Source organism: Rahnella inusitata (genome assembly GCF_003263515.1).
In the GTDB taxonomy this organism is placed as follows: Bacteria; Pseudomonadota; Gammaproteobacteria; order Enterobacterales; family Enterobacteriaceae; genus Rahnella; species Rahnella inusitata.
Map to the genome: position 1 here is coordinate 74,397 of NZ_JYDE01000023.1, position 15,841 is coordinate 90,237.

Annotated in this window: 14 protein-coding genes; 5 read left to right on the forward strand and 9 right to left on the reverse strand. The window is 54.9% G+C overall.

Translation table 11 applies throughout. The annotated features are described in order from the left end of the window. Positions 1 to 15: 15 nt before the first annotated feature. Positions 16 to 1,194, forward strand: coding sequence for a multidrug effflux MFS transporter (locus TU92_RS15030; RefSeq protein ID WP_112168043.1), 1,179 nt, complete (start codon positions 16 to 18; stop codon positions 1,192 to 1,194). Positions 1,195 to 1,216: 22 nt separating this feature from the next. On the opposite strand, the gene dadX is transcribed toward TU92_RS15030, so the two are convergent. Both dadX and TU92_RS15040 read right to left on the reverse strand, forming a co-directional pair. Beyond that, positions 1,217 to 2,287, reverse strand: coding sequence for a catabolic alanine racemase DadX (dadX, locus tag TU92_RS15035; RefSeq protein WP_112168028.1), 1,071 nt, complete (start codon positions 2,285 to 2,287; stop codon positions 1,217 to 1,219). 66 nt (positions 2,288 to 2,353) lie between these two features. After that, a complete protein-coding gene (locus TU92_RS15040; RefSeq protein ID WP_112168029.1) occupies positions 2,354 to 3,655 on the reverse strand; it encodes a D-amino acid dehydrogenase in 1,302 nt (433 codons plus the stop codon). A gap of 499 nt (positions 3,656 to 4,154) precedes the next feature. Between TU92_RS15040 and TU92_RS15045 the strand changes: the two genes are divergently transcribed. Both TU92_RS15045 and TU92_RS15050 read left to right on the forward strand, forming a co-directional pair. After that, positions 4,155 to 4,985, forward strand: a complete 831-nt coding sequence (locus TU92_RS15045; RefSeq protein ID WP_112168030.1) for an alpha/beta fold hydrolase — start codon at positions 4,155 to 4,157, stop codon at positions 4,983 to 4,985. A 238-nt stretch (positions 4,986 to 5,223) separates the two neighbouring features. Continuing rightward, positions 5,224 to 6,759: a SpoVR family protein gene (locus TU92_RS15050; RefSeq protein WP_112168031.1), complete on the forward strand. Its 1,536-nt coding sequence runs from the start codon at positions 5,224 to 5,226 to the stop codon at positions 6,757 to 6,759. Between the two features lie 64 nt (positions 6,760 to 6,823). Here the strand turns inward: TU92_RS15050 and fadR are convergent, their stop codons facing one another. Next, a complete protein-coding gene (gene fadR / locus TU92_RS15055; protein WP_112168032.1) occupies positions 6,824 to 7,543 on the reverse strand; it encodes a fatty acid metabolism transcriptional regulator FadR in 720 nt (239 codons plus the stop codon). A gap of 241 nt (positions 7,544 to 7,784) precedes the next feature. Between fadR and nhaB the strand changes: the two genes are divergently transcribed. Continuing rightward, entirely contained in the window at positions 7,785 to 9,335 is a 1,551-nt protein-coding gene (nhaB, locus tag TU92_RS15060; RefSeq protein ID WP_112168033.1) for a sodium/proton antiporter NhaB, read from the forward strand. 179 nt (positions 9,336 to 9,514) lie between these two features. Continuing rightward, complete coding sequence (dsbB, locus tag TU92_RS15065) at positions 9,515 to 10,045, forward strand: disulfide bond formation protein DsbB (protein WP_112168034.1); 531 nt, start codon at positions 9,515 to 9,517, stop codon at positions 10,043 to 10,045. Positions 10,046 to 10,085: 40 nt separating this feature from the next. On the opposite strand, the gene TU92_RS15070 is transcribed toward dsbB, so the two are convergent. The 6 genes from TU92_RS15070 to TU92_RS15095 all read right to left on the reverse strand — a co-directional run. Then, positions 10,086 to 10,727 (reverse strand): DUF998 domain-containing protein, encoded by a 642-nt coding sequence (locus tag TU92_RS15070; protein ID WP_112168035.1) that lies wholly within the window; start codon positions 10,725 to 10,727, stop codon positions 10,086 to 10,088. Between the two features lie 373 nt (positions 10,728 to 11,100). Then, the gene (locus TU92_RS15075) at positions 11,101 to 12,678 is read right to left on the reverse strand and encodes an ABC transporter substrate-binding protein (RefSeq protein ID WP_112168036.1); all 1,578 of its coding nucleotides are present in this window, start codon (positions 12,676 to 12,678) and stop codon (positions 11,101 to 11,103) included. 211 nt (positions 12,679 to 12,889) lie between these two features. Further along, the gene (locus tag TU92_RS15080) at positions 12,890 to 13,567 is read right to left on the reverse strand and encodes an ABC transporter ATP-binding protein (protein WP_112168037.1); all 678 of its coding nucleotides are present in this window, start codon (positions 13,565 to 13,567) and stop codon (positions 12,890 to 12,892) included. After that, entirely contained in the window at positions 13,560 to 14,465 is a 906-nt protein-coding gene (locus tag TU92_RS15085; protein WP_244207789.1) for an ABC transporter ATP-binding protein, read from the reverse strand. Before TU92_RS15085 ends, TU92_RS15080 begins: the two co-directional genes overlap by 8 nt. Then, a complete protein-coding gene (locus TU92_RS15090; RefSeq protein ID WP_414060245.1) occupies positions 14,455 to 15,324 on the reverse strand; it encodes an ABC transporter permease in 870 nt (289 codons plus the stop codon). The genes TU92_RS15085 and TU92_RS15090 overlap by 11 nt, the downstream gene beginning before the upstream one ends. A gap of 19 nt (positions 15,325 to 15,343) precedes the next feature. Beyond that, the coding region (locus TU92_RS15095; RefSeq protein WP_136627592.1) for an ABC transporter permease at positions 15,344 to 15,841 on the reverse strand (498 nt) is incomplete at its 5' end.

Genomic DNA, 15,841 nt, shown 5'->3' on the forward strand with positions numbered 1-15,841 from the left:
ACAGTGATGTTTTCAATGCAAAAATTCCTTTTTCTGTTGCTGAGCATGGTATTGCTTGGCCCGCTGGGTATTGATTTATACCTGCCCGCCATCCCGGCGATTGCCCTCGGACTTAACAGCTCAGAGGGGGTGATCCAGTCCTCGATTTCCTTATTCATTCTGGTGATGGGGCTGGGACAGCTGGTGGCCGGCCCGCTGGTGGATAAATTCGGTCGACGCCCGATCGCCATTATCGGCGTGGTGGTGTACCTGGCGGGTGCAATCATTGCCGCCACGTCAGTTGCGCCGTGGATGTTCCTGCTCTCGCGCGTGGTTCAGGGGCTGGCTGTGTGCTGTACGTCGGTCGTTATTTTCAGCGGCGTGCGCGATCGCATGAGCGGTAACGATGCCGCCCGCGCCTACGGTTTTCTTAACGGTACGCTCAATATCATTCCGGCGCTGGCCCCGCTGATCGGCGGCCTTATCGCCCAGTACTATGGCTGGCGTGCGCCGTTCTGGGCACTCAGCGGTTATACCGTGGCGATTTTGTTGCTGGTTATTTTCAAACTGCCGGAAACCCGCCCGGCGGATACTCAAACTAATACCGGCCTGCCGTTTCGTCAGTACGCCCGTATTTTGTCGGACTCGCGCTTTATCACGTTTGCGCTGGTGAATGCCGGTGCGATGGGTATGGCGCTGACCTATGTCTCGCTTGCTCCGACGGTGCTGATGAATGTCGCAGGACTCACTCCGCTGGAGTTTTCCATCGTCTTCGGCGCAAATGGCTTCTGGATCATGGCGGTGAGTTTTGTTGCCAACCGCATTATCCGTAAGGTCGGACGTCCGGTGTGTTTAAAAACGGGCGGCATTTTGATGTTCATCGGCTGTGCCGGGTTGATTGCCGGGATCACGCTGGTACCACCGGCGGAACAAACAGCGACCTGGTTATACATGCTGCCGGTGGCCAGTGCCTGTGCCGGTCTGGCTTTCCTGATGGGTCCGGCAACCAGCTATGCGCTTGAGCCGTTCTCCAGTGAAGCAGGTGTCGCCTCTGCGCTGGTCGGTTCGGTGCAGATGGCGGGCGGTGCGCTGCTCGGATTTATTGCGATGGCGCTGCCGTTACAGCCAAAGCTGAGCGTGGCGCTGGTCATGCTGGCGGGAGGATGTCTGGCGATGCTGGCACGTCGCGCCAGCAAAAATCGACGGGCCGTCTGACCCGTCTGGAGAAGTAAGGCTTCTAGGCTGTAGTTACCGGTACGCGGGGCGCGAGAGCACTCAGCAGCTCATACCCCAGCGTACCGCACGCTGCAGCCACATCATCCACCGGCAGATTTTTCCCCCACAGTTCAACCGGCGTTCCAATCTGCGCCTGCGGACAGGGTGTTAAGTCTACTGCCAGCATGTCCATCGATACCGTCCCGACCGTCACCGTGCGCACACCATCCACCCACACCGGCGTACCGGACGGCGCATGGCGCGGATACCCGTCCGCATAGCCGCACGCCACCACGCCAATGCGCTGAGGCTGCAATGCCGTATACCGCGCGCCATAGCCCACGCGGTCGCCCGGATGCAGGTGCTGAATGCCGATAAGCTCGCTGCTGAGTGTCATCACCGGTTGCAGGCCGGTAGTGGCAATATCCTGCCACTGCCCGCTCGGCGACGCGCCGTAAAGAATAATCCCAGGCCGAACCCAGTCGTGATGCGTAGACGGATGCCAGAGCGTCGCGGCGGAGTTCGCAAGAGAGCGCGGCCCGCTGATGCCCTCTCCCGCTTGCGTGATCACCGCCACCTGGGTATCCACGCCTTCCGTGCTGTCAGCCGTGGCGAAGTGGCTCATCAGGGTGATTTCGCCCACCTGCTTCAGCGCATGCAGCTGTTGCCAGATTTCTCTGATGCGCTCAGGAGCAAAGCCTAACCGGTTCATCCCGCTGTTCACTTTCAGGTAGATATTCACCGGCTGGCTGAGCTGAGCTTCTGCCAGCGCGGCAATTTGCCAGTCGCTGTGCACCGATGTTGTCAGGCGATAACGGTCAACCGCCGTTAAATCGCTGGCGCTGAAAAAACCTTCCAGCAGAAGAATGGGTCCTTCCCAGCCCGCTTCGCGCAGCAAAATCGCTTCTTTAAAATCGAGTAATGCAAAACCATCAGCGCCGGACAAATGTTTCCAGATACGCGAAATACCGTGGCCGTAGCCGTTGGCTTTCACCACCGCCCAGACTTTACTGTTCGGGGCAAAACGGCGGATAACGTCCAGATTATGAGATAACGCAGAGAGAGATAACGTGGCAGAAATCGGGCGAGGCATACCAGCTCCGGCAGTAAATAAAGTGGCGCCTGCACCGTACGGCACAGGCGGGAATTAACAGCAACTTCAGCCCACCGGATGCATTTTATGCGGGCCTGCCGGATGAGCGATAAAGCCGGGACTGTAGCGCTCTACCGAAAGGTCGTCGGACGGGATCGCTGGCGTCACGCCGGACATAATATCAGCCAGCAGTTGCCCGGAGCCGCAGGCCATCGTCCAGCCCAGCGTGCCGTGGCCGGTATTGAGGAACAGGTTTTTGATACGCGTACGGCCTACGATCGGCGTGCCGTCCGGAGTCATCGGACGCAGGCCGGTCCAGAAAGTCGCCTGCTCCACGTTACCGCCGTTCGGGTAAAGATCTCTCACCACCATTTCCAGCGTCTCACGACGTGCCTGCGCCAGCTTAAGATTAAAGCCGACGATTTCCGCCATCCCGCCCACGCGAATGCGATCGTCAAAGCGGGTAATGGCTATTTTGTAAGTTTCATCGAGTACGGTAGACACCGGCGCAGAATCCGGATCGATAATCGGGATGGTCAGCGAGTAACCTTTCAGCGGATACACCGGAATCGACACCAGATCAGCCAGCAGCGCAGTGGAATATGAACCGAACGCCACCACGTAAGCATCGGCTTTCTTCACTTCATCACCACACTGGACACCGGTGATCTCACCGTTTTCCACCAGCAGCTTGTCCACCGTGCGGTTGAATTCAAACACCACGCCCGCTTGCCGGGCCATTTCGGCCAGCTTGCGGGTAAACATCTGGCAGTCGCCGGTTTCATCATTGGGCAAACGCAAGCCGCCGGTCAGTTTGTGCGCGACCTGTGCCAGCGCCGGTTCGGCGTTCGCCAGCTGGCTGGATTCCAGCAGCTGATAAGGCACACCAGCATCTTCCAGCACGGCGATGTCCTTCGCGGCGCTTTCAAACTGCTGAGCGGTGCGAAACAATTGCAGCGTACCGCCCTGGCGTCCTTCGTACTGAATGCCCGTGTCTTCGCGCAGCGCTTTCATACAATCGCGGCTGTATTCCGCCAGACGTACCATGCGGCCCTTGTTGGTCTGGTAATGGTTCATGTCGCAGTTGCGCAGCATCTGCCACATCCATTTGAGCTGGAACTGCGTGCCGTCGAGGCGGATGGCCAGCGGCGCGTGTTTCTGAAACATCCATTTAACTGCTTTGACCGGAACGCCGGGCGCTGCCCAGGGTGCCGCGTAGCCCGGTGAGATCTGCCCCGCATTGCCCGCGCTGGTTTCTTCAGCCGGGCCCGACTGACGGTCAACAACCGTCACCTGATGACCCGCTTTGGCCAGATACCATGCACTGGCGACACCGACCACACCACTGCCTAAAATCACTACGCGCATATCGACTCCACTCCACGCCCAAACAAAGCATAATATTCTGATGACAGGAAATTAACCTGACTGCCAAAAATCGCCAACACAGGCGTTCATAACCGTGAGTTATTTCACAATTATTTATCGTTCATTGCCGGTTTTTTTTCAATAGGGACAAATAAATAACGATATCGCGCAACATTATCACTATGCACAAAGAAATTTATGGTTTTATGACAGCAGTGACAGCATTGCTTTCACTGAGCTTTATGGCCGTCAGGTTGTGTTTTATAACGGGCATTTATTCTTGTATACAAGTCATTTTGCGGAATATATCACTGCAAACATGAGTCGCAGTAATATTCCCTCATCATAAGAAGAAACTGCACAGATCCTGCCTGTGGCCGTTTATAAACCCTTTAAAAATGCCGCCTGCATCACATTTCGCTCAATGACTCAAAAATTCACCTACACTTTTACCGGTTCCCGTATAACCCCTTTCCATCCCGCCATAAGAGGACGATGAGTGAATAATTCAAACTTTCTGAAACTTAAAGATGGTACGCACCTGTTTTACAAAGACTGGGGAAGTGGTCAGCCAGTGGTATTCAGCCACGGCTGGCCGCTGACGTCCGACGCCTTCGAAGACCAGATGCTGTTTCTGGCCAACAACGGTTATCGCGTAATCGCTGCTGACCGCCGCGGGCATGGCCGTTCCTCGCAGCCGTGGGACGGCAATAATATGGATCAATACGGTGATGATCTGGCCGAACTGACCGCCCATCTTGCTCTGAAGGACGCGGTGCACGTCGGACACTCTACCGGCGGCGGCGAAGTCGCCCGTTACATTGGCCGCCACGGCACCTCGCGCGTCGCCAAAGCGGTGCTGATTGGCGCGGTTCCGCCTATTATGATCAAAACCGACTTCAACCCGGACGGCCTGCCGCTGTCGGTATTTGACGGCATTCGCGACGGCGTGAAGAACGACCGTTCACAGTTCTTCCGCGATCTGACGCAAGCGTTCTACGGTTTCAACCGGCCGGGAGCGAAAGTGTCTGAAGGCCTGATAGAGAGTTTCTGGCTGCAAGGCATGCAGGGGTCGATCAAATCATTGTATGACTGCGTGAAAGCCTTTTCTGAAACAGACCAGCGTGAAGACCTGAAGAAGATGACCATCCCGACGCTGGTGATTTATGGAGATGATGATCAGATTGTACCGCCGGTGTCTTCCAGTAAAGCGGCGCTAAAACTGCTGCCGCAAGGCACTGAGAAAGTGTATCCGGGCGCATCGCATGGCCTGTGCAGTACGCATAAAGATGAAATTAACCAAGATCTGCTGGCCTTTATCCGCAGCTGAATTCCCTGCTCTTTTAAGAAATACACCAGCCCTGCCTCGCAGGGTTTTTTGTTACTGCCCCTGCGCAATTGACAGCGTGCAGGCGTGAGGATATAGATTGAGGCAGGAACGGATTTCAGGTCTTTATCAGGCAGCAAAACCAGATTGAGCTACGATTACTACTGGACGTGCGAAATCTTAAGAAAAGGTTGTGAATCAAACACTCTGTAGCGTCCATAACTGAATGAGGGTGCGGCTTATGACGACAGTGACCCAAAAGAAAAATACTGAGGACAAACGCCTTAGCGATGGACCGGACTGGACGTTTGATTTGTTACAAACCTATCTCGCTGAGATCGACCGGGTGGCGAAGTCATACCGGCTGGACACTTATCCTCATCAAATCGAAATCATCACCTCCGAACAGATGATGGATGCCTACTCCAGTATCGGTATGCCCATCAATTACACGCACTGGTCGTTCGGCAAAAAATTCATCGAAACCGAACAACTGTACAAACACGGCCAGCAAGGCCTGGCGTATGAAATCGTCATCAACTCCAATCCCTGTATCGCCTATCTGATGGAAGAAAACACCATCACGATGCAGGCACTGGTGATGGCCCATGCCTGCTACGGGCATAACTCTTTCTTTAAAAATAACTACCTGTTTAAAAGCTGGACCGACGCCAGTTCGATTGTCGATTATCTGTTGTTCGCCAAACGCTATATCAGCGAATGCGAAGAGCGTTACGGCACCGATGAAGTGGAACGGCTGCTTGATTCCTGCCATGCGCTGATGAATTACGGCGTAGATCGCTATAAACGTCCGCAGAAGATCTCTTTACAGGAAGAGCTGGCGCGGCAGAAAAGCCGTGAAGAATATCTGCAAAGTCAGGTGAACACGCTGTGGAAAACCTTGCCGCGTAAAGACGCCATCGATGCGCCGGAACAGGCACGCCGCTTCCCTTCCGAGCCGCAGGAAAACCTGCTGTACTTCATGGAAAAGAATGCCCCGTTGCTCGAACCCTGGCAGCGCGAGATTTTGCGCATCGTGCGTAAAATCAGTCAGTATTTCTATCCGCAAAAACAGACCCAGGTGATGAACGAAGGCTGGGCAACGTTCTGGCACTACACCATCCTTAATCATCTGTATGACGAAGGAAAAGTCTCCGACCGCTTTATTCTGGAATTCCTGCACAGCCACACCAATGTGGTGTTCCAGCCGCCCTACAACAGCCCGTATTACAGCGGAATCAACCCTTACGCGCTGGGCTTTGCGATGTTCCAGGACATTAAACGCATTTGTCAGGAACCTACAGAGGAAGATCACTACTGGTTTCCGGACATCGCCGGATCGGACTGGCTGACCACGTTGCATTTCGCGATGCGTGATTTCAAAGATGAAAGTTTCATCAGCCAGTTCCTGTCGCCGAAAGTGATGCGCGATTTCCGCCTGTTTACCGTGCTCGATGACGACCACAATAATTATCTGGAAATCGCCGCGATCCATAATGAAGAAGGCTATCGGGCAATCCGTCAGGAACTGTCGGCGCAGTACAATCTGAGCAATCACGAACCCAACATTCAGGTGTGGAACGTCGATTTGCGCGGCGACCGTTCACTGACGCTGCGCTACATCCCGCAGGATCGTGCGCCGCTGGATAAAAGTCGCCGGGAAGTGATGAAGCACGTTCACCGTCTGTGGGGCTTTGATGTATTTATCGAGCAACTCAATGAGGACGGCAGTGTCGAGCTGCTGGAACGCTGCCCGCCGCGCCCTGCGCCGTTATGATTGACGTGGATTTCAGGCATTAAAAAAGGGCGCTTAGCGCCCTTTTCTCATTTCAGCCGACCGGTTACTTTTTTTGGTCGGTCAGATCGCCGGGCATGGTGCCCTGCATGCTGTGCCAAATCTCACCGCTCTGACGGCCATAATTGCGCACAGAATCGACAATCTGCTCATAACTTTTCTCGTGGCAGATATCTGACAATTTCTTGTAGAACGCGATCGCCAGTTTACGGGCTTCAGGATTAGAGAAGTAATAGCGTCCGACACGCTGATACAACCCGCGCAGACCGTTGATGATCAGCCCATAAATCGGGTTGCCGGAGGCAAAGGCCAGGCCGCGGAAAATATCGTAATCAAGCAGCATAAAGGCTTCGGCGTTGTCTTCCACCTCGGTGGCCGTCGCGAGCACTTTCTGCGTTTCGTCCGGATTGGTACGCATCGCTTTGCGGATGAAAATCGTCGCGATATTGGTACGTACGGACAGCAGATTGTCGATCAACTGCGGTACGCTGTCGTGATCAAGGCGTGCCAGCGTTTCCAAAATATTGAGGCCGGAGGTTTCCCAAAAGTTGTTCACTTTCGTCGGCTTACCGTGCTGAATGGTCAGCCAGCCGTCACGGGAAAGGCGCTGTAATACTTCACGTAAGGTAGTACGGGTTACCCCAATGAGTTCTGAAAGTTCTCTTTCTGCCGGTAAAATTGAACCGGGCGGGAACCGACTGTTCCAGATACTTTCGATGATATACTCTTCGGCAAAACCGGCAGGACTTTGTGCCTTAATAACCATGTGTTTGTCGTTCCGTTTGGGGCATTTATTGGGGATAAAGTTACGCTCATCATACCAGATGAAAATCGCGGGTTATAGCGCCCAGGCGGAACCAATGTCGAAACTGTGCAGGGGTTGGCATAATTTCAAGTTTTTGAACAACTTAATGCGGTCAATAATCCGGTAACGGCAATAATGAGAATTACGTCACACGTTTATCCATTTGAAAGATAAGAGATAATAACAGGAGTCTTTGGGGAATATGGAAACTACGTTCACGCGCGCATTTGTAAAAAACTTTCTGGGGCAATCGCCTAACTGGTACAAAATCACCATTCTGGCGTTTCTGGTCATCAATCCGCTGGTATTCTTTCTGGTCAGCCCCTTTCTGGCAGGCTGGATGCTGGTGGTGGAATTCATTTTCACGCTGGGCATGGCGCTGAAATGCTACCCGCTACAGCCGGGTGGTTTGTTGGCCATCGAAGCGGTGATCACAGGCATGACCAGCGCGGAGCGTATCCGCGAGGAGATTTCCGCCAATCTGGAAGTGATCTTATTGCTGATTTTCATGGTCGCTGGCATCTACTTCATGAAGCAGCTCCTGCTGTATGTTTTCACCAAACTGCTGCTGAATTTACGCAATAAAATCGCCCTCTCGCTGGCGTTTTGTTTCGCTGCTGCGTTTTTGTCCGCTTTCCTCGATGCCCTGACGGTGATCGCCGTGGTGATCAGCGTTTCCGTTGGTTTCTATTCTATCTACCACAAGGTCGCCTCAAATCAGAGCGAAAGCACTGACGTCAACGACGACAGCGCCTTCACCGGCAATCAGCAGCACCAGGCGATCCTCGAGCAGTTCCGCGCCTTTCTGCGCAGCCTGATGATGCATGCGGGCGTTGGCACGGCGCTGGGCGGCGTGATGACCATGGTCGGTGAACCGCAGAACCTGATCATCGCCAAAAGCGCAGGCTGGCAGTTCGCCGATTTCCTGATCCGCATGTCGCCGGTCAGCGTGCCGGTGTTTATTTGCGGCTTTATCGTCTGTGCGCTGGTCGAACGTTTCCGCTGGTTTGGTTATGGTGCACAGTTGCCGCAGCCGGTATTTGAGGTGCTGAAAAAGTTCGATCAAAAAAACAGTGAAAACAGTACGCGACAGGAACGAATCAAGCTTGGCGTTCAGGCGCTGATTGGCGTCTGGCTGATTGTGGCGCTGGCGTTCCATCTGGCAGAAGTTGGCCTGATTGGTCTTTCAGTGATCATCTTCGCCACCGCGTTCTGCGGCGTGACCGATGAGCACGCCATCGGCAAAGCCTTTCAGGAATCCCTGCCGTTTACCGCCCTGCTGACCGTCTTCTTCGCCGTGGTCGCGGTGATCATCGAGCAGCATCTGTTCACGCCGATCATCCACTTCGTGTTGCAGTCCGCGCCCTCACATCAGCTGTCGTTGTTCTATCTCTTCAACGGCCTGCTCTCGTCAGTCTCGGATAACGTCTTCGTCGGTACGGTATATATCAACGAGGCCAGGGCGGCGCTGGAAAGTGGTGCCATCAGTCTCAAACAGTTTGAGTTGCTGGCGGTGGCTATCAATACCGGCACAAATTTGCCGTCGGTTGCGACACCCAACGGGCAGGCAGCCTTCCTGTTCCTGCTGACCTCCGCGCTTGCACCGCTGATTCGTTTGTCTTACGGACGGATGGTGTGGATGGCGCTGCCTTATACGGTGGTGATGACGCTGGTCGGCCTGCTGTGTGTGCAGTTCCTGCTGCCGGATATGACACAGTGGTACACCGATATGGGCTGGATTGCGCTGGGCTGATGTGAAAGATGAAACACCGGTAATTTCTAAAACGGTTGTCTTCTGAGAAATTAGCGAAATTAAAGTGGAATAGTCCGTTTTAACGCAATTATTTACCTAATTTTTATTTGTACAGGCTGGCAGCGTGAGGCAATTGGTTTACACTGCGTCTCAGTAGCTAACTGCAGGGAAAAATTACTATGTTGCAATATCTTAACCGCTGCTCACAGGGACGCGGTGCCTGGCTTCTGATGGCACTTACCGCGCTTATCCTCGAGCTGGTTGCGTTGTATTTCCAACACGTGATGTTACTTAAGCCGTGTGTCATGTGTATCTATGAGCGTTGTGCCTTACTGGGTATTTTGGGTGCAGGGCTGGTGGGGGCAATTGCACCTGCGACCTGGTTGCGTTATGCCGGTATCTTAATCTGGCTGTACAGCGCTTACGAAGGGATCCGCCTGTCATGGGAACACACCATGATCCAGCTGCACCCCTCTCCGTTTGCGACCTGTGATTTCGCCGCACGTTTCCCAACCTGGCTGCCTCTGGACAAATGGTTCCCTGGCATGTTCGTTGCCAGCGGTGACTGTGCAGAGAAACAGTGGGAATTCCTGACCCTCGGCATGCCGCAGTGGCTGGTCGTGGTGTTCAGCGTCTTCATGGTGATCGGTGTGCTGGTCCTGCTGGCTCAGTTCGTGAAACCGAAACGCCGCGATCTGTTTGGCCGCTGATTCAGAAATCTTTATCACTAAGCGCCTGCGGGCGCTTTTTTTATTTCTGAATTTTCAGAAACAGCCAGATACCCGCCACAATCTGCCAGCCGGTAATGGTGTAAACCGACATTCGTTCAATGATGCCCACCGGCAAGACGTCCAGCGATATGGTGAACATGCTGACCAGCCCGACGACGCCCAGCATCAGGCTGAGCCACGAAAACTCACGCCATCCTGCGCTGTTACGCTTCATCCATGCCGCAGACAGCAAGCACAGGTTTCCGCCCGCTATCGCCATCACCGCACCGGTCTGATGCAGCGTCACTCCGCCCGTTCCGCCGCCGCTGTGAAACAGCGCAATCATCACACCGCCCACTGCGTGCAACAGTCCGGACAGCAGAAACAGCGAACGCCCTGATTCGTGAAAAACAGGACGCAACAGCCAGCAGGCGATAAAAAACAGAATGCCTTCCATCGCAAACCCGCTGTTCATCAGAATATGCAACGGTGAACAAATATCACGGCCATCGGCGGTCATCCCGCACGATGCAATACCTAAATCGCTGATGTAGTTTTGACGATAAGAGTAGTCAGGCGTATGCCATGCCAGCGCGCTGATTTTCTCTGCCAGCAAATACTGCACTCCGCCCAGAGTGAAACACAGCGCGCCCCCTTTTTGCCAACCTGAGAGTGTTCGCATCCAAAATTGTCCTTTCAAAGGTGTGCTGTGATTCTAGCGGAAGTTCTCAGGCATGCCCGCAGGCACAAAAAAAAGCGTCCAGTTAGCGCTCAGTTTTCCTGAACGCTAACGGACGCCTTTTTGATAACTTTGATCAGCCTTCCGTGGGGTGAAACCCTGTGGAATAAATAATGCAGCTTATATGCCAACTCACTGCGAATTTGTGAATCCTTTATTTCTCAGTGCTTTGGCTACAACCTGCAATATCACAGTTTTGCTTGTTGCACTCTTTATCGACATTTTCTCAACATTATCCCTGCCAGAGTGCAGCGGGGAGAAAAATTCAGCGCAGATAAAGAGTGCCACGTGGGTAAAGCGTGCATTACTGTCAAAATTACTCTTTGGTAATCGAATCAAGATACAGCTGGCTACCTGCCACGTTCTGGCTTGCGCCCTTCACGTTATCCCGAATCGCCACCAGCAATTTACTCTGAAGCGCCACTACAAACGGTGAACTGCGTTGCAACTCGCGCTGTAAGTCTGCATAGAGTGCTTTTCGTTTGGTGGGGTCGGACTCAGCCGCTGCCGCACGCGTTTGTTTGCTTATCTCCGGGATTACCCACTGAATGCGCTGCGCCAGGGTTTTCGGCCCGTTTGGCACGTTATACGCAAAGGTGCTGGCGTTGGTATTAGGATCAAGATAATCCGCGCCCCAGTAGGTGAAGATCGACTGGAATTTATGTGCGCGCATACGGGTCAGTACGTCGCTTTCCACCAGCGGGTGCACCACTAAGTTAATATCTGCTTTCGCAAAGCTGGCCTGTAGCGCCTGCGCAATATCGGAGTACGGTGGCTGATTGATAACAATCAAATCGATCTTTGTACCCGGCGCGATACCGCCTTTACTGAGGATTTCCTTCGCTTTATTCACGTCATATTTGAATGGCTGATCGTCAATCGCCCCCGCCAGACCGTCAGGCAGGAACGTCTGATGAATGCCGTATTGCCCTTTCAGCAGTTCGGTCGAAATCCCCTGATAATCCACCAGCCAGCGCGCCGCTTCCCACAGTGCAGGATTCGCCAGCGCAGGTTGCGTCGTGTCGCCGACGTTAAACGCCAGATAGAACACCTTGGCCGCCGGGAACTGGGCAACGTGTACACCCTTCTCTTTTTGCAGCGAGCTGAACTGATCGGCACCTAAATCGTAGGCCACATCTGCATCGCCATTAAGCACCAGCAGACGCCGCGTGGAGGGGTCGCCGACGTTTTTAAACAGCACGTTTTCCAGCTTCGCCAGCGGTTTAGCATTCGGATTACGTTTGAAAATCAGCGCTTCATGCGGCACGTAGTTACGCACTTCAAACGCGCCGCTGCCCGCCGAACGGGAACGCAGCCAGCTGTTGCCGAAATCATCCTGCTCGGCATGCTCTTTGAGCAGCTTGCTGTCGACAATGCCCGCTACCGGCGCAGACAAAATGCTCAGTACCAGACCGCTGCCGATGTCCGCTGGCCAGTTGAGCTGCACTTTATCGTCGCTTAGTTTTTTCAAATTGCCGTCGACGTTTTCCGGCGTCCAGCCCAGTTCACCGAGAATAAACGACGGGCTTTTATTGAGTTTCACCACGCGGGTAAACGAATAAATCACATCGTCGGCGGTAACCGGATTGCCGCTGGCAAATTTCTGTCCGCTTTTTAAAGTGAAGATCAGGCTATGCCCGTCCGGCCCCGGTTGCCAGCTGGCAGCGGCATCAGGATCGAGCTGGTCAGGATGCTGACGATTCGATTGCACCAGTTGCTGATAAAGGTTCACCAGATTTCCGGAACTGACGGTTTCAAAACTTTCCGCCGGATCCAGGCTGATAATCCCTTCAAGCGAACCGGCCACCACCAGCGTGTCCGGCGGCGTCGCCGCATCCACACGGGTTACCGCCATCATGAGCAGAAATAACAGGGAAGGAACACGTACTTTCATTGAGGTCGATCTCCACAGGTGAAAAGACAGTTTTTCCGAGTGTAGAGGTGCAGCGGCAAGGCCAGAACAATGAAATAAAGCTTTGTATTTTAATAAATTAGATTAAGGAATAAAGGGCAGGATTTATCGCTAAAAAGGGGATGATGCGGCAATCGCGCCTTCCCCTCTCACGAGGGGAAGGCCGGGATGGGGGAGGAGAAAACAGAGCGGTTTAGCTCAACACATGCCCTTTCGCCATATGCACCGCACGATCGCACATGTGATCAATCACATCCGCATCATGGCTCACCAGCAGCATGGTCAGATCGCCACCCGCTTTCAGGTCATTGAGCAGATTGAGGATTTCCGCCTGCACTGACATATCCAGCGCAGAGGTCGGCTCATCGAGCAGCAGCAGTTTGGGCTTTAGCAGCAACGCGCGGACAATCGCCACGCGCTGACGCTGCCCGCCTGAGAGCTGATGCGGATAGCGGTTCATGAGCGCCGGATCCAACCCGACCTGCCGGAAACCTTCGGCAATTTTCTGTTCGATATCCTGCTCTTTGATGATTTTCAGCGGCTCTGCCAGCGTGCGCAGCAGCCTGTGCTTCGGGTGCAGCGACGCATACGGATCCTGAAACACCATCTGCACGTCACGGCGCAGGCTGCCGGTGAACGGTTTGCCGGGTTTGACATCGTTCCCGAGCAAATTCAGGCTGCCCTCCCACTGACCGTTAAGACCGGCCAGCACCCACAAAAGCGAAGATTTCCCACAGCCCGACGGACCGACCAGGCCAAAGCATTCGCCCTTATTGATGGTCAAATTGACGTTATGTACCACGGTGCGGACTTCATGCCCCATCCGGTGTGACACGCTGAGCTGATGCAGTTGCGCGATAGCTTCACTCATGGCGAGGCTCCTTTGTCAGTGAAGCCAGAAGCTCACGATCCAGCACCGGCAGACGTTCGCCGTGGGTAAACTTACTCGGGCGGCACGACCACAGCGTATGGGTATAGGGATGCGTGGCGTGCGCCAGCTGATCTGCCGGAAGTTCATCCAGCAGTTCACCTTTGTACATCACCAGCACGCGCTCGCAGTAATGTGCCACCTGCTGTAAATCGTGGCTGATGAGAATCAGCCCCATATTGCGTTGCTCCACCAGACGTTCGATCAGCCCGAGCACCTGCTCGCGCATGTCGAAATCCAGCGCTGAGGTCGGTTCATCGGCTATCAGCCACTGAGGATCGTTGATAAGCGCAATCGCCAGCATTACACGCTGCCCCATCCCGCCGGACAGCTGATGCGGATATTGCTGTTGCAAAAACGCCGGATTTGGCAAACCGACGGCATTAAGCATATCGGTCACTTTTTCCTGACGCTCTTTGCGCCCGAGGCGCGTGTGCAGGCGCAGCGGTTCTTCCACCTGCTTGCCGATTTTCTGCGTCGGGTTCAGCGCGTGTTTTGGATCCTGCATCACCATGGAGACACGATTACCGCGCAGATGGCTCCACTCGCGCTCTTTCAGGGTCGTCAGGTCGTTATCGCCCAGCGTCAGTTGCGTCGCGCGCATCTGGCAAGGGTGCGGCAGAAGCCCCATCAGGGCGCGGGCGGTCAGCGATTTACCCGAACCAGATTCCCCCACCAGCGCCACGCGTTCCTGTCCGACGTTGAGTGACAGCGACTTCACCAACTCCAGCGGGCGGTCGCCCGGCAGATAGATGGTCAGGTCTTTGGCAATCAGACGGTCGGTTTGCAGCGTTTTTTGATGGTTCTGCTGTTGATGGAGAGATTGCGTATCAGTTGCCATGTCGTGGATCCATTTTGTCACGCAGGCCATCGCCCAGCAGGTTGAAAGCCAGGCTGGCGAACAGAATCGCCCCGCCCGGTGCAGCGGCGACCCACCACTGATCGAAAATCACTTTACTGCCTTCTGCAACCATCGAGCCCCATTCGGCGGTCGGTGGCTGAATGCCCATGCCGAGGAAGCCCAGACCGGCAGAGGCAAGAATGATGCCGCCGAGGCTGAGCGCCGCGCGCACCACGGCGCTTGGCAGGCACAGCGGCAGAATGTGGCCGAACATCAGACGAAAACCGCCGATGCCCTGCATCCGCGCCGCCGCCAGATAGTCACTGCGGCGCAGCGCCAGCGTTTCCGCCCGCGCCTGACGCGCAAACGGCGGCCAGCTGGTGAAAGCCAGCGCCAGTGCACCGTTCATCAGGCCAGGACCGAGGATCGCGACTAACGCCAGCGCCATCACCAGACTTGGCAATGACATCACAATATCCGTCAGGCGCATCACAATACGCTCGTACCAGCCGCCGATATACCCGGCGCTGATGCCGATCAGCATGCCGACCGGAATGGTCAGGATCAGAATCAGCGACACCAGCAGCAGCGTTGGGCGCGCGCCATAAACCACACGGGAAAGCAGGTCGCGGCCAAAGCCGTCGGTGCCCAGCCAGTGCGCATGCGAAGGCGGCAGCAGGCGCATTTCGATGTGCTGGATATTTGGGTCAAACGGTGCCAGCCAGGGTGCCAGCAGCGCTGTCAGCACCAGAATCGCCACCAGCACCGTGCCGATGGAGAGTGCGGTAATGCGCCGCGCAGGCTTCCAGACGCGGGTCTCGTTTTCGGCCTCAACCTGCGTCGGTTGTTCAGGAATCATTTGTGTCATATGCAGGCCACTAGCGGGTTCGCGGATCGAGCAAATAAGTAAGGGCGTCAGCCAGCGCGTTCAGCAGCACAAAACAGGTGCCGATCAGCAGCGTAGCGCCAAGAATTGCCGGGGTATCCGCGGCGAACAGAGCGGTGGTCAGATAGCGCCCGACGCCCGGCCAGGCAAAGACCGTTTCGGTCAGTACGGCACCTTCGAGCAAGCTGGCGTAGGAGAGCGTCAGCACGGTAATCAGTGTCCCCAGCACGTTCGGGAAGACGTGACACAGCAGCACGCGTACCCTGCCCGCGCCTTTCGACCGGGCCAGAATCACGTACTCTTTGTTCATTTCGCCGAGCATGGAGGCGCGCAGCAAACGCGTAATTCCCGCCATTGACAGCATCGCCAGCACCGTGACCGGCAGCCACAGGTGGCTGATGGCGTTGTAAAACATCTCGCGGTCACCCGACAGCCAGGTGTCGATCAGCACAAAACCGGTGCGCGGCGTCATGGTGTACATGTACAAATC

What these genes read in the sequence shown, in the direction of transcription:
- TU92_RS15030 (WP_112168043.1), top strand. Translation starts at nt 16, where the DNA reads ATGCAAAAATTCCTTTTTCTGTTGCTGAGCATGGTATTGCTTGGCCCG.
- dadX (WP_112168028.1), bottom strand. Translation starts at nt 2,287, where the DNA reads ATGCCTCGCCCGATTTCTGCCACGTTATCTCTCTCTGCGTTATCTCAT.
- TU92_RS15040 (WP_112168029.1), bottom strand. Translation starts at nt 3,655, where the DNA reads ATGCGCGTAGTGATTTTAGGCAGTGGTGTGGTCGGTGTCGCCAGTGCA.
- TU92_RS15050 (WP_112168031.1), top strand. Translation starts at nt 5,224, where the DNA reads ATGACGACAGTGACCCAAAAGAAAAATACTGAGGACAAACGCCTTAGC.
- fadR (WP_112168032.1), bottom strand. Translation starts at nt 7,543, where the DNA reads ATGGTTATTAAGGCACAAAGTCCTGCCGGTTTTGCCGAAGAGTATATC.
- nhaB (WP_112168033.1), top strand. Translation starts at nt 7,785, where the DNA reads ATGGAAACTACGTTCACGCGCGCATTTGTAAAAAACTTTCTGGGGCAA.
- dsbB (WP_112168034.1), top strand. Translation starts at nt 9,515, where the DNA reads ATGTTGCAATATCTTAACCGCTGCTCACAGGGACGCGGTGCCTGGCTT.
- TU92_RS15070 (WP_112168035.1), bottom strand. Translation starts at nt 10,727, where the DNA reads ATGCGAACACTCTCAGGTTGGCAAAAAGGGGGCGCGCTGTGTTTCACT.
- TU92_RS15075 (WP_112168036.1), bottom strand. Translation starts at nt 12,678, where the DNA reads ATGAAAGTACGTGTTCCTTCCCTGTTATTTCTGCTCATGATGGCGGTA.
- TU92_RS15080 (WP_112168037.1), bottom strand. Translation starts at nt 13,567, where the DNA reads ATGAGTGAAGCTATCGCGCAACTGCATCAGCTCAGCGTGTCACACCGG.
- TU92_RS15085 (WP_244207789.1), bottom strand. Translation starts at nt 14,465, where the DNA reads ATGGCAACTGATACGCAATCTCTCCATCAACAGCAGAACCATCAAAAA.
- TU92_RS15090 (WP_414060245.1), bottom strand. Translation starts at nt 15,324, where the DNA reads ATGATTCCTGAACAACCGACGCAGGTTGAGGCCGAAAACGAGACCCGC.